Source organism: Alteromonas lipotrueae, assembly GCF_019249255.1.
GTDB lineage: Bacteria > Pseudomonadota > Gammaproteobacteria > Enterobacterales > Alteromonadaceae > Alteromonas > Alteromonas lipotrueae.
Genome location: NZ_JAESDJ010000015.1, coordinates 45,753 through 60,250, shown reverse-complemented (window position 1 = coordinate 60,250; position 14,498 = coordinate 45,753). Strand labels below are relative to the sequence as shown.

Annotated in this window: 8 protein-coding genes and 1 pseudogene; 7 read left to right on the top strand and 2 right to left on the bottom strand. The window is 46.2% G+C overall.

Translation table 11 applies throughout. The features are described 5' to 3' along the window. Positions 1 to 29: 29 nt before the first annotated feature. From KYS23_RS17080 to KYS23_RS17055, 6 genes are all read left to right on the top strand, one after another. The gene (locus KYS23_RS17080) at positions 30 to 2,675 is read left to right on the top strand and encodes a TonB-dependent receptor (protein WP_218397418.1); all 2,646 of its coding nucleotides are present in this window, start codon (positions 30 to 32) and stop codon (positions 2,673 to 2,675) included. A 78-nt stretch (positions 2,676 to 2,753) separates the two neighbouring features. After that, complete coding sequence (locus KYS23_RS17075) at positions 2,754 to 4,982, top strand: alpha-N-acetylglucosaminidase (RefSeq protein WP_218419547.1); 2,229 nt, start codon at positions 2,754 to 2,756, stop codon at positions 4,980 to 4,982. Between the two features lie 227 nt (positions 4,983 to 5,209). Beyond that, positions 5,210 to 6,289 (top strand): glycine cleavage system aminomethyltransferase GcvT, encoded by a 1,080-nt coding sequence (gene gcvT / locus KYS23_RS17070; RefSeq protein ID WP_218397423.1) that lies wholly within the window; start codon positions 5,210 to 5,212, stop codon positions 6,287 to 6,289. A gap of 26 nt (positions 6,290 to 6,315) precedes the next feature. Next, positions 6,316 to 6,705: a glycine cleavage system protein GcvH gene (gcvH, locus tag KYS23_RS17065; RefSeq protein WP_129739833.1), complete on the top strand. Its 390-nt coding sequence runs from the start codon at positions 6,316 to 6,318 to the stop codon at positions 6,703 to 6,705. A gap of 143 nt (positions 6,706 to 6,848) precedes the next feature. After that, a complete protein-coding gene (gene gcvP, locus KYS23_RS17060) occupies positions 6,849 to 9,746 on the top strand; it encodes an aminomethyl-transferring glycine dehydrogenase (RefSeq protein WP_218419545.1) in 2,898 nt (965 codons plus the stop codon). A gap of 234 nt (positions 9,747 to 9,980) precedes the next feature. After that, on the top strand, positions 9,981 to 10,682 hold the full coding sequence (locus tag KYS23_RS17055) for a hypothetical protein (RefSeq protein WP_159532626.1): 702 nt from the start codon (positions 9,981 to 9,983) through the stop codon (positions 10,680 to 10,682). 235 nt (positions 10,683 to 10,917) lie between these two features. On the opposite strand, the gene KYS23_RS17050 is transcribed toward KYS23_RS17055, so the two are convergent. Beyond that, positions 10,918 to 11,391, bottom strand: coding sequence for a (2Fe-2S)-binding protein (locus KYS23_RS17050; protein ID WP_159532624.1), 474 nt, complete (start codon positions 11,389 to 11,391; stop codon positions 10,918 to 10,920). 3 nt (positions 11,392 to 11,394) lie between these two features. Next, complete coding sequence (locus tag KYS23_RS17045; RefSeq protein ID WP_159532622.1) at positions 11,395 to 13,719, bottom strand: molybdopterin cofactor-binding domain-containing protein; 2,325 nt, start codon at positions 13,717 to 13,719, stop codon at positions 11,395 to 11,397. 312 nt (positions 13,720 to 14,031) lie between these two features. On the opposite strand from KYS23_RS17045, the pseudogene KYS23_RS17040 reads away from it, so the two are divergent. Beyond that, a pseudogene (locus tag KYS23_RS17040) lies at positions 14,032 to 14,471 on the top strand (transposase); the annotation flags it as partial. Positions 14,472 to 14,498: the final 27 nt, after the last annotated feature.

Below are 14,498 nucleotides of genomic sequence, written 5' to 3'. Positions count from 1 at the left end.
AACAGTGTGAATGAATGTGGGAACCACAAATGAACCAGTCACTTCCAAACAGAACCATACTTGCTACTGCCATAGTATGCGCCCTTGGTGCGCCCATACATGCCGTGGCACAAAACAGTCCATCAGGTGAAAACAACGATATTGAACGTATAGACGTTACCTATCGTTCAAGTCTGGTACAAGCAGCCGCAATGAAACGAGACGAGACCAAAGTTGCTGACATTATCACCTCAGAAGATATTGGTAAGTTTCCTACTGAAAATATCGCCGAGGCCATTCAGCGTATTCCGGGTGTGCAAATTTCGAATATTAATGGGCGAGGATCGACAATTAGTGTGCGTGGATTAGGCGCACAATATGCGCGTACCACTATTAACGGGCAAACCATGGCCAGTGCCGATTTCACGGGTGGTTTTCGGTACGACATTATTCAATCTGAATTAGCGTCAAGCATTTCTGTTATCAAATCGCCAAGTGCCGACATGGATACCGGCGGCTTATCTGGCACTATCAACATAGATACGACCAAGCCACTTTCATACAGCGAACGTAAAGTGGTGGCATCTTTGAAAGGGCAGTATTCAGAGTTTTCGCCCACTGACGATGTCACGCCAAAGGGTAACATTACTTATATCGACCAATTTGCTGATGACACGGTAGGTGTTTTCTTAAATGCGGGTTATCAGGAGCTTGACGATCGCGTTGATAACTTTTGGATGGGGCGCTGGTTCAGTGATGATGAAGGGAACGACATACCGCGAAGACCTCGTTATCGCAGGATAGACCGGGAAACCAAGCGTTACCTTATGAATGGCGCAATTCAATGGCGTCCAACAGATAATTTCGAAACCGTATTCACGGTGATTTATGCTGACGACGACACTCAGCAAGATTTAAATCAGCAGGTATTTTTGTTCGATCGTGAAGATATAACTTTATTGGGCGAACCAGAAAATGGCGTATATAACCGCGTTCGAATTGACGATTTCACCCTTGAAAACAACCGTCAAGAAGAAGACAAGCAAGCCACCAGTAAGGCGTTTACGTTAGCGTCTACCTACGAAACAGAAAACTGGACGCTGTCAGGCGTTGCCCATTATACCAAAGGTGACGCTGTGCACGCGGAAGAGGCTGTTATTCTGGCCACTACCGTGTCTGCTACCATGGATATTTCTGACCGCAATAATGTGGTGTTTAACGTAGATGAAGACTTAACAGACCCTGCGTTATACCCAGCAGATATGCCACGTAACGAATACCCAAATGGTGCCACTCGCTATATGGACGCGTCAGAGACAGCGCTTCAGTTTGACGCTGAACGTGCTTTACAAGGTGAAGTTTTTACTGGTTTTTCTTTCGGAGCCAAATACCGCAAAGAAGAGTTTAACCGTAATATATACCGTACAGACAGATTCGCGATAGGCGATGCTGACCCTGACGATTTACCGCTAATGTCTGATTATAACTTTATGGTAACCGACTTTCTCGATAACCAAATGTCGATTGGACATGGGTGGGTTGCACCTGATATTCAAGCTTATCGAGATGCGCTTGTTGCCGAAGGCGTTACTGTGCCTACGTTCTTTGCGGCGCAATCGTCTTATGGGATTACCCGCGATGTATTAGCGTTATATTCGCAGCTAGATTTCGAAACCTATTTGGGCGATTTAATTCTGCGCGGTAATGTAGGCGGGCGTTATGAAACCACCGATAGAACCGTGAACACCTATCTTACTGGTGACAGTCACCCAGACAACGGCGAAATTCGACTGATTGTGGGTGAGTACGCAGACGACTACGACTACAGCAACTTTTTACCCAGTGTAAACTTGGTGTTAGAGCTAACCGATGATGTGCAAGCTCGCTTTGCGGCGGCTAAAGTATTGGTGCGCCCCATTCTAACGTCAAATACGCAAATTGCCGCTTCTGAAACCTCGGCAAGCAATTCTTTCGGTACAACTACGTATACGGTTGACCTTGGGCAGCCTAACATGGAAGCGATGACGGCCGATCAAGCCGACGTAGGCCTTGAATGGTATTACGGTGAGGGTGATAGTGTAGCGTTAACCTTGTTCTGGAAAGAAATAAAGAACGGTTCTGTGTCTGAATTTGTTTGCCCTGACAATTACAACGATGTGGCGCTAAGTGGTACGCCTTCCGATTGTGTAGATACCAGCGGCAATATTTATGAAATTACCAGTACCTACAACGACGATTCAGGCACTAGTATAAAAGGCTACGAGTTAGGCTGGAATCAAGGGCTAGATCAGCTACTGCCAATAAAAGGCTTTGGTTTTTCTGCTAACTATACCTTTATTGATGCAGAAGATAGCGAAGACTTCGTGTTAACAAATTCTTCTGAAGAGACCTGGAATATTATTGGCTATTGGGAAAATGATACTTTTAGTGCTCGCATAGCATTAAACCACCGAAGCCCTTACATTCAAGACAATACCGATGCGTTTTTTGCAAGGGAAGGGCGTGTTGTTGATGGCAGAAACCAAATAGATATTTTGCTTAGCTACAACGTTACCGAAGCGCTTAATATGCGATTTGGTGCACTAAATATAAATGGCAATAACGAAGAAGCCTACTTTACCGATGAGAAGCCAGTGTGGCAGACCACCAGTATTATCGGTTCGAGTTATTACCTAAGTGCGGTTTACGCATTTTAATAAATGACACTGCCGCCATCACATGGGTGGTGGCAGTGTATAACACTTAAAATTTGTTTGGTGTCAGGAATTAACACAATGAAAAAAACGTGGTCATCTTCTTTTCGCATAGTGTGCTTTGGTGTTGCAACAGTGCTTTTAGGTTGTGAAACACAAGTGGAAAGCGCCGCAGCTGTAGCAGGAGAAGAGCAATCAAGCGTGCAAGACGTGCTGAAGCGAGTATCTAACGGGCAGGTACCTAATATAACCACACGGAAAGTAACCGATGCCGGTAGCGACTGGTACGAAGTAGATGTTACCGATGGGAAGGCCGAAGTGGTGGCCAACAGTAACACCGCATTGGCGTACGGCGCATATCAGTATTTGCGTAGTCAAGGGGCGTTGTCGGTAAGCTGGGAAGGCAGCCGTGTTGAATTTCCTGATTTTTTTCCTGCATATGATGGTAAAAAAATAGAAACACCATTCCAGCAAAGAGCCTATTTAAACGTGTGCGCGTACGGTTATACCACTCCATGGTGGACATGGCAGCGATGGGAACAAGAGATTGATTGGATGGCGATACACGGGATAAATAACCCGGTTGCTATGGAAGGCCAAGAATATGTATGGCAAGCCTTATGGAAAGAATTTGGTATAAACGACGCACAACTGGCTGACTATTTTTCAGGGCCTGCTTTTACGCCGTGGCAACGCATGGGCAACATAGAAGGCCACGAAGGGCCGTTACCGCAACGTTGGATAGATAAAAAGCACGCGCTGCAAAAACGAATTTTAGCCCGAATGAGCGAATTAGATATGAAGCCCGTGGTGCCGGCATTCAGTGGTTATGTGCCTAAAGCCTTCGTAGATAAACACCCAGAGGCCAAAATATATGAAATGCCACGTTGGACAGGCTTTGAGAACGCAACCTATTGGCTAGACCCTGCCGACCCGCTATTCAATAAAGTCGCTAAGCGCTTCATCGACATTTATACCGCCGAATACGGCGAACAACAGTATTACCTTTCAGACGCCTTCAATGAAATGTTACCGCCTGTGTCGGAGGAAACCCGCTATGCCGATCTTGCTTCTTACGGTAAACGTATTTATGCATCTATTCAGCAAGCAGCGCCCAATGCGGTGTGGGTAATGCAAGGGTGGATGTTTGGTGCCGACGAAGAGTTCTGGGATTTAGATTCTATAGAAGCCTTTCTAAAAGATGTGCCAGACAACAAAGCTATGATCCACGATATTGGCAACGACCGCTATCATGTGTGGCAACGAACAGAGGGCTTTAAAGGCAAGCCGTGGATATTCGGTTTTATACATAATTATGGGGGTTCCGACCCCGTATACGCCGATTTTGCCGACTATGTTGAACAGCTACGTGTTGTCACCCAGTCAGAAAATGCAGGCATGCTAACTGGTTTTGGGGTATTCCCAGAAGGAATTCACAATAATTCAGTAGCATACGAGTTTTTGTTCGACCTGCCATGGAACCCAGAACCGAACATGCAGGCGTGGTTGTCTACGTACACGCAGGCTAGATATGGCCAAAGCTCACCTGAGCTTATGGCGGCATGGGAACATGTAGTTGAAGGGGTATTCTCTGTTAACTATTGGCAAAGTCGCTGGTGGGAAGGGTCTGCCGGAGCTTACCTATTGTTTAAGCGCCCGAGTATTGCCATGACTCAATTTGAAGGGCACCCGGGAAATCTTGAACAATTAGATAAAGGCATTAACCAGTTACTTGCCATTGCACACGAATATAGTGATTCGCCGTTATTTACCTACGATCTTGTCGATTTAATTAAACAGTCTGTATCGCTACATATAGACAGTATGCTTCAGGAAGCCCTACGCGCATACCAGCAAAAGCAGTTCGAGAAAGGCAATACACAATTAAAAGCGGCAGAGTTAGCAGTGCAGAACCTAGACACCTTGCTAGGCGTGCATCAAGAAAGTTTGCATTCATGGTTAAGTGACGCCAGTGCTTATGGCGAAACACAAGAAGAATCGGCCTATTACGTTAAAAACGCGCGGCTGCAAATAACCCAGTGGGGTGGGCCTAAGCTGAAAGACTATGCCTCTAAAGCTTGGCAGGGCATGTATGCAACCTACTACTTCCCGCGCTGGAAGCAATATTTAACAGCCTACCGTACGGCAAGGGAAGATGGCGTGGATTTTGATGATGCAGCGCAGCAGCAGGCCTTAATTGAGTGGGAAAGTGAGTGGATTAACGACCTTTCAATTCCGCCATTGATTGAACCAGAAGCACCCATCGCACTAGCAAAAAAAGCAATGAACGAAGTTACACAGAGCCAATAAAGTTGGCTTAGCATAAACCTGTTATAAGCAATATCGTCATACCCACCTGATACACAATTAGGTGGGTATTTTTTTATTTACCGCGCAAATCTTCATTTGAATTCCTGATGTAGTAAATCGTATGCATTAACTTTATAAATGTATTGATAAGAATTTTCAATTTGTTGTGCCTTATTTCACTCACTATACTCGATGGTGTTTTCTACCCTTACCTAAGAGAAAGTGGAATGTCTAACACCACCGCCCTACATGCAAAGCACCTAGAATCTGGTGCCAAAATGGTTGATTTCTTTGGCTGGGATATGCCAATTAACTATGGTTCACAAATAGAAGAGCATCACGCAGTTCGCCAAGATGCAGGCATGTTCGACGTGTCGCACATGACCATTGTTGATGTAAAAGGCACACAAGCCAAAGCATACCTTCAACACCTTCTTGCCAACGACGTTGCTAAACTTCAAGTAAAAGGCAAAGCGCTATACAGCGGCATGCTTAATGAAGAAGGCGGCGTGGTAGACGATTTAATCGTGTATTACTTCGATGAAACTAACTATCGCCTAGTAGTAAATTCAGCCACACGCGAAAAAGACATGAACTGGCTTAATAGCAACGCTGAAGGTTTCGACGTATCTATTACCGAACGCCCAGAATTCGCCATGATTGCCGTGCAAGGCCCTAACGCCAAAGAAAAAGCCGCAACGCTTTTCAGCGCCGCGCAAAAAGAAGCGGTTGCAGGCATGAAGCCATTTTTCGGCGTACAAGCTGAAGATTTATTTATTGCTACCACTGGGTACACCGGTGAAGCAGGCTACGAAATTATGGTACCAACCGCGCAAGCCGCAGGCTTCTGGCAAGACTTGCTAGATGCAGGCGTGAAACCTTGTGGTTTAGGTGCACGTGACACACTTCGTTTAGAAGCAGGCATGAACTTGTACGGCCAAGATATGGATGAAACCGTATCGCCATTAGCCGCTAACATGGGCTGGACCATTACGTGGGAACCAAGCGATCGTAACTTTGTTGGCCGCAGCGCACTAGAAGCACAGCGTGAAGTCGGTACCGACAAGTTAGTAGGCTTAGTGATGACAGATAAAGGCGTGTTGCGCCACGGTCAAAAAATTAAAACCGAAAGCGGCGAAGGCATTATTACCTCGGGCACATTTTCACCTACATTAGGCCACTCTGTTGCGTTAGCACGAGTACCTTCAGATGTTGGCGAAACTGTTGAGGTGGAAATGCGCAAAAAGTGGGTTACAGTAAAAGTGGTTAAGCCCTCCTTTGTTCGCAACGGAAAAAGTGTTTTATAAGTTAACAGAGAATAACAGGAACGATTATGAGCAACATTCCAACAGATTTACGTTACGCATCTACCCACGAATGGGTTCGCCCAGAAGGTGACGGGGTATTCACAGTAGGTATTTCTGAGCACGCTCAAGGCTTGCTTGGCGATATGGTATTTGTAGAACTGCCAGACGTTGGCGACACCGTAAGTACTGGCGACGATATCGCTGTTGCTGAATCGGTAAAAGCGGCTTCAGATGTTTACGCGCCTATTAGCGGTGAAGTCGTTGGCGTTAATGAAGACCTAGAAGATTCACCTGAGCTTGTAAACTCAGACCCTTACGGCGATGGCTGGTTATTCAAAATTAAAGCTGATGATGCCGAAGAAGTTGAAGGCTTGTTAGACGCTGACGGTTACGAAAACAGCATTGACGAAGAGTAATTCATTCGTTGCTTCTAAACCGGAGCGTAGTAACCAGTAATAATTAAAAAGGGGCTTCTAATTGGCCCCTTTTTATCTTTACGTTTTTATTTGTGTTTTATCCTGCCTTTCGGGGCAATACATTGCGAGTGCTTAACAACGTTATGTCGAATACTTCTCCTACATTAGCTCAACTAGAGCAAAAAGACGCATTCATTCGCCGCCACGTAGGCCCAGGCGAAGAAGAAATTCAACAAATGCTGTCGGCCATTGACGCAACATCGTTAGACGATTTAATTGCGCAAACCGTACCGGCTGGCATAGCGCTACCCGAGCCGCTAAAAGTAGGCGAAGGGGCAACCGAAGTAGATGCACTAGCCGCATTAAAATCAGTTGCTGGCAAAAACGTAGTGAACCGATCTTTCATTGGTATGGGCTATTACGACACCCACGTGCCTAACGTTATTTTGCGCAATGTATTGGAAAACCCAGGTTGGTACACCGCCTACACCCCGTATCAGCCAGAAATTGCCCAAGGCCGTTTAGAAGCTATTCTTAACTTCCAACAGTTAACCATTGATTTAACCGGTTTAGAGCTAGCGTCTGCTTCATTACTTGATGAAGGCACCGCCGCCGCTGAAGCCATGACATTGGCAAAGCGTGTATCAAAAAACAAAAAAGCCAGCAGTTACTTTATTGCTGACGACGTACACCCACAAACTCACGACGTAGTAGCCACACGCGCTGAAATGTTTGGTTTTGGTATTATTACCGGCCCAGCTAGCGAAGCTGCCGATCACGATGTATTTGGTGCATTACTGCAATACCCAAGCACTACCGGTGAAGTTAGCGATATTTCAGACATTATTGCCGCAGTACAAGCCAAAAAAGGCATAGTGGCAGTAGCCGCCGACCTAATGAGCTTGGTGTTATTAAAATCGCCCGGTGAACTAGGCGCAGACGTTGCCCTAGGTAGCGCACAACGCTTTGGTGTGCCAATGGGTTACGGTGGCCCACATGCTGCCTTCTTCGCAACACGCGACAGCTACAAGCGTTCATTGCCTGGCCGTATTATTGGCGTAAGTAAAGATACTCGCGGCCGCCCAGCACTACGTATGGCATTGCAAACTCGCGAGCAACATATTCGTCGCGAAAAAGCCAACTCGAACATTTGTACCGCGCAAGTATTGCTAGCTAACATGGCCAGCTTTTACGCCGTATACCACGGCCCTAAAGGCTTAAAAGCCATTGCTCAGCGCATACACCGCTTAACCAATATTTTAGCGGCAGGGCTTACAAACAAGGGTGTAACCCTTAAGCACAGCACCTACTTCGATACCCTAACTGTATTGGTAGATAACAAAGACGCTGTACTAAACAAAGGCTACGAACACGGCCTAAACCTACGTGCCGATTTAGAAGGTGCAGTAGGGGTTTCACTTGATGAAACCACTACCCGTGAAGACATTGCTACCTTGTTTAACGTTATTCTAGGCAGCGACCACGGCTTAAGCGTAGAAGCACTAGATGCCGATGTAACCACGCAGCCTGCTAGCGCCATTCCAGAAAACCTACTACGCACCAGCGATATTCTTACGCACGAAGTGTTTAACCAGTACCATTCAGAAACTGAAATGCTGCGTTATATTAAAAGCCTAGAGAATAAAGATTTAGCCTTGAACCACTCAATGATTTCATTGGGTTCGTGCACCATGAAGCTAAACGCTACCGCGGAAATGATTCCTGTAACTTGGGCAGAGTTTGGCCAAATTCACCCGTTTGCACCACTAAACCAAGCAGAAGGCTATCAAGAAATGATTGCCGAGCTAGCCGAGTGGTTAATTAACGTTACTGGGTACGACAACCTTTCTATGCAACCTAACTCAGGCGCACAAGGTGAGTACGCAGGCTTATTGGCCATACAGCGTTACCATGAAAGCCGCGGCGAAGGGCACAGAAACGTATGCTTAATTCCAAGTTCAGCACACGGCACTAACCCAGCTTCGGCACAAATGGTTAGCCTGAACGTAGTGGTAGTAAAGTGTGACAACAACGGTAACGTAGACTTAGACGACCTTCGCAAGAAAGCCGAAGAAGTGGGCGATAACTTATCGTGCGCTATGATCACTTACCCATCTACCCACGGCGTGTACGAAGAAACCATTCGTGAAATGTGTGAAATTGTGCACCAGTACGGCGGCCAAGTGTACATGGATGGCGCGAACATGAACGCGCAGGTGGGCATTACGTCACCTGGTTATATAGGCTCAGACGTATCGCACTTAAACCTACACAAAACCTTCTGCATTCCACACGGTGGTGGCGGCCCAGGTATGGGGCCAATTGGTGTTAAGTCGCACCTTGCGCCTTTCTTACCAAACCACACGGTAGTAAATATTGAAACAGCAGGTAAAGACTGCGGTGCGGTTTCAGCTGCACCATGGGGCAGTGCGTCTATTCTGCCAATAAGCTACATGTACATTAAAATGATGGGCTCGGCTGGCCTACGTAAGGCAACCGAAGTAGCCATACTTAATGCCAACTACGTAGCCAAGGCATTAGAAGGGCACTACAACGTACTGTACAAAGGCCGAAACGGCCGCGTAGCCCATGAATGTATTATTGACTTACGCCCATTAAAAGAAGCCAGTGGTGTAACCGAAGTAGATATAGCAAAACGCTTGAACGACTACGGTTTCCACGCACCAACTATGAGCTTCCCAGTAGCCGGCACGCTAATGATTGAGCCGACTGAATCGGAAGCAAAATACGAGCTAGACCGCTTCGTAAATGCCATGATAAGCATTCGCCAAGAAGTAGCGAAAGTAGAAAGCGGCGAGTGGGATGCCACTGACAACCCGTTACACAATGCACCACATACGCTAGCCGATATTTGTGACAGCGACTGGAACCGCAGCTACGACCGCAACCTAGCGGCGTACCCAGTACCAGAAGTACACAGAAATAAATTCTGGCCGTCGGTTAACCGCATTGATGATGTGTTTGGTGACCGTAATTTGATTTGTTCTTGCCCTAGTATAGAGAGTTATATTGAGGGGTAGGGGAGTAGGTTGTTTTTGAGCTAGCAGCGTTGCTGCTAGTGCTGAGTTATTTGAAAGGCGAGCCATTTGGCTCGCTTTTTTGTTCCAGTTTATGCCTTGCTAGTATTTAGTCGACTGCTGTGTACGTGAAGCGGACACTGGGGAACAACGGAGTTTGTAAGCAAAAATAGCATTATTGTTTAATCATAAACTTTGGATTACACTTGTAATCAGCTTCACCATCAGAGTTCATGGATGAAAATCTTAAACCATACTTTAGTTTTCTTAGTGCTTTTATTATCGGGGTGTGCGAGCAAAACTACCGTTCATGTTTATGCAAAATACCTAGATAGCACTCAAAGAGACGAAATTAGCAACGCTTTTGATTCGTCTCAAAAATATCGCGTTCAATTGAATGAATTCGACTTTCCCGCGAGTGTTACCGAAAATACTCTTCTCTACTCATTAATTTTACTTGAACCTGAAGCTATTGATATAGCCTCTTACATATCAGCTACTGCCGGTTTCACAATACAGCGAATTGAAGGTTTGAGTAAAGGAAATCATTGGTATACAAAAAATTCAATGGCTCTATTTCTATTGCCCAAAAACAAAGACAATAAACGAATGTTTTTCCGACAAGATTTAGTGAACGAATACGAGGCTAAAGACTGTAGTGAAGCTACTTCTTTATATCTTCATAAGGATGGCTCTTTCACTCTTGAAATGGCTACAAAAAGCACGGGCACTGATATGGTTATTGGTGTGTGGAAATATAGACAGTACCCTTTTTTAGAATTGAAAAAGAAAGGAGCTACTTATGCAGACTATTATTTTGAAATAAAGCGGTTTAGGGACGCTGACAAGGTAAGTGAAATAGATTTTGTGGAGCTGGTGTCTTTAAATGCGGGGAGCTTGCCCGAGAACTGCTCCTTTTTAATTGGAACAAGAATTTGACTGCTGACTGTTATCAAATTCTGCTGTTTGTCTTTTGATGCCCGTCAAGGCTCGCTGTTGGACAGCTGTGTACGTAGAGCAGCCCTCCAATTAAAAGCAGGTGAAATTCCTGCAATTCGCTTTAAGCAGTCTACAAGACTACCGACCCTATAGGTGAAATACTCAGATTAGATCTGAGCTTATACAAATTAAGGTGTTCTTCTCAGCCCAACCCGTTTTCCCAAAAATTAGCCTCTTATGTCGTCTGCTGAATCAAAGCTGCAGCATGTTTAATGGCTTTTCGAATCCTATGATAGGTACCACAGCGACAGATATTGTCGCTCATAGCTTCATCAATGTCATCCTCGTTGGGATTGGGATTAGACTCCAAGAGTTTGACGGCGGTTAAAATTTGTCCCGCCTGACAAAACCCACACTGAGCGACATCTTCGTTTATCCATGCTTCTTGCACCGGATGCAGAATGTCATCGACCGCAAGCCCTTCAATAGTGGTTAGCGATGCACCCTCCACTTCTTCCATCGGAACAATGCATGGGCGGACTAGCTCACCGTCTTTAAAGATAGTGCAAGCGCCACACACGCCAACACCGCAACCATATTTTGGGCCAGTAATACCAAGCCGATCACGCAAGAGATACAGGAGCTCATCGTCGTTTTCAGCGTCGATAGAAACCGGGTTATTGTTAACATTAAATGTAATTTGTGGCATGAATTAACCCTCTGGATAGAAGTCACGAAGTGGAAAACGACGTGGTGCAATACCCGTCGCCCTGGCAAATGCGTTGGCTATCGCCGCTGCCGCCGCAGGCACTACCAACTCGCCTGCACCTCCCGGTGTTTCTCCGTTAGGCGGCATAAAATGCACTTCAATATCCGGTGGCGTGTTGCGCATTCGAGCAATTTCAAAATCGCCGTAACTGCTCTCGCGTATTGCGCCATTGTCGAGGTGTAAACTGGTGCGAATCATGTAGGTAATGGCATCGGTTGCCGCACCGATAACTTGCGCCTCAAGGCCGGTGGGATTCAATACTCGGTTCACATCCAGCGCGACAACAATCTTGGTGACTTTACTTTCTTTCTCCGGATCTTTGAACGTTTGTAATTCAACAAGCACGGCAGCTCGAGACTTATACTCTTTATGCAACCCGAGGCCCTGGGCACGTCCTTTTTCCATACTCCTTCCCCAATTGCCCTCTTGAGAAACTTTCCGCAGAACAGCTTTGGAGCGATCATCATCCAGCATTTGTAACCTGAACTGGTATTCATCCTTGTTCATTGCGCGTGCCAATTCGTCAACAACTATCTCGTTTGCGACGGCAGCTGTGCCGGAGTAGATGCCGCGCCAAGAGGAGGTTGGCACAACGAATTTTTTTTCGTTTAGCAGCAAGGAAGTTACACCAAACTTATATTGCACTAGTTGCGTTGAGTGCCAGATTGTCTGGCTGAAAGCAGCGGGCGCTAATTCTCCTCCCAATGCAGTAATACCGTCGCCAAAGCCATGTTCGAGATCCAATTCAGCGGTCGCAGCGCGATGGTCAAACGACAACACTTTTTTGCCAATTAAAAAACCTCTAGTGTAAGTCGCTTTTACGTTATGCAAGCTGAGCGGTCGTGCGCGGCCAAACTTTGTGTCGTCCTGTCGAGTAAACATAAGTTTGATGGGTCGGTTTACAATTTGTGAAATACGAGCGCCTTCAACTGCTGCATCAAAAAATAAGCGACGGCCAAATGAGCCGCCGCTCTGAATTACATTCAACTCGACGTCAGTGGGTAAGACTCCAAGGTCACGCGCAATTTTGGCTTGTGCTGCAAGTGGCGTCTTGGCACCAGTCCATACCCTGACCTTTGAGCCGGTTGCATCGGCAACTGCTGTCATGGTTTCCATGGGGGCATGTGCCAAATAAGGAAAGATGAACTCGCCGCCAACCGAATCGGTAGCCAGAGGAATATTAGGTAAGGTTGGCAGGTTTATCGCACGTAACTGCTCAATGACCTCGGCGTCAGATAGATTTTCGGCAGCACCCACACTCCATGAAATATTAAGTGCATCACGCGCACGAAATGCTTCGCCAAAGGAACGCGCAACAACGGCCACGCCAGAGGAATTTGCATCAACATCCAGCGGAACTTCTTTGATGGCAAGGACGCCGGGCAGGCCTATTGCCTCAGAATCGTCAAACGTGATCACGCGACCACCTAAGCTGGGTGGCCTAGCGACCAAAGTGGGCATCGCATCTGGTACTACGTCGAGATCCATCGCGAAATCTAGTTTGCCGGTAACGATATCGCGCGCGTCAACCCGCTTTTGCTGCGTACCGATAATTTTGTATTGTGACGGATCTTTAGGCTGTGCCAGTCGAGCGGCATCGTTGCGTCCTTCAACACCTGCGGTGAGCTCAGAGTAAGCAATGCGGCTGCCATCGTTATCAATCGCAAAGCCATTTTCTGTGCTAATTTCGTTCACAGAAAGCCCGAAATGCACTGCGGCTGATAATTTTATCTTAAGTAACAGAGCTGCCGCGACCTTGCGCAGCGGATCCCAAAGAGAGGTTATGGCGTGAGAGCCTCCTGTAATTTGACCAGTCGCTCGTCTGATTTCTGCCGGAGATAAAGTCGCATCAATGGAGGACATTTCAACGTCCAGCTCTTCGGCAAGAATCATCATTGCAGCGGTTAATATACCTTGCCCCACTTCCATTCGTGGAAGCTCAAAACGGACACGGTTATCACTCGTTATCTTAATTAAATAATCGTAGTAGAAAGGGTCACCGGAGATGAGCAGCAGGTCTGTTAAATCCAGTTCATCTGCAAGCTCCGGTATTCCTAACAACTGGGCGTTGGCATCCTGAGGTCGTAGAGCACCGCCGGTTATATGTAACGCAACGGCAAAACTCGAACCCTTGAGCATGTAACCAATAAACTTTCTTCGTCCGGTGTTTTCTGTCTCGACAATGTGTTCGTCATCACTATCGGATTGATCATGTTTCTGTGAGGAGGTAATCGTCTCTATTTGTTCTGCATGGTTGCTTTTTGTCATAAATTCTCCTTTTCAGTTCAAGACCTTCGATCGTTAACTTAAGCTTAAGAAAAGTCGTTTATTTAACGCAGGCATTTGCAGCTTGCTAAATATCTGTTAACCGGATGTTATCATAAAGTATAGTTTTTTAAACATTAATGGTAAGTAATACTAAAGTTGGGGGCTCCCCTAGTGTAAGGAGCATATTTTTTGTGAGTTGAGCTAATAAGACAGGCATAACACGTGGCACCCAAACTGTACCGCAGTACACTTTCTTTAATTTGGTTAGCTATTCACACTGTTAAAGGAGTAAACCAACGTTAGAAAATCCTGATGCCTAAAGCCAGAAAATCGCAAATTAGTTTATTGGATACGCCATATTATCACTGCGTTTCTCGCTGTGTACGCCGCACATTCTTATGTGGTGAACAAGACGGCAAAAGCTTTGAGCATCGTCGCCAATGGGGGGAAGACCGAATTCATACCCTAAGTGAAGTGTTTGCTATTGATGTATGCGCCTATGCGGTGATGAGCAATCATACGCATGTGGTGCTGCATGTTGCTATGGATAAGGCGGAAGCATTTAGCACAGAAGACGTAATTCAACGTTGGCACACGCTGTATAAAGGCACCTTGCTCACACAGCGCTACCTATCCCCAGAGTTACGCAAGGACTTGCACGAAACACAGATTAAAACGGTAGGGAAACAGCAGCAGTCTGGCGCAAGCGGCTGTTTGATATCAGTTGGTTTATGCGTGCTCTCAATGAGTATGACCTTTCCCCCAAAAATACCACCATG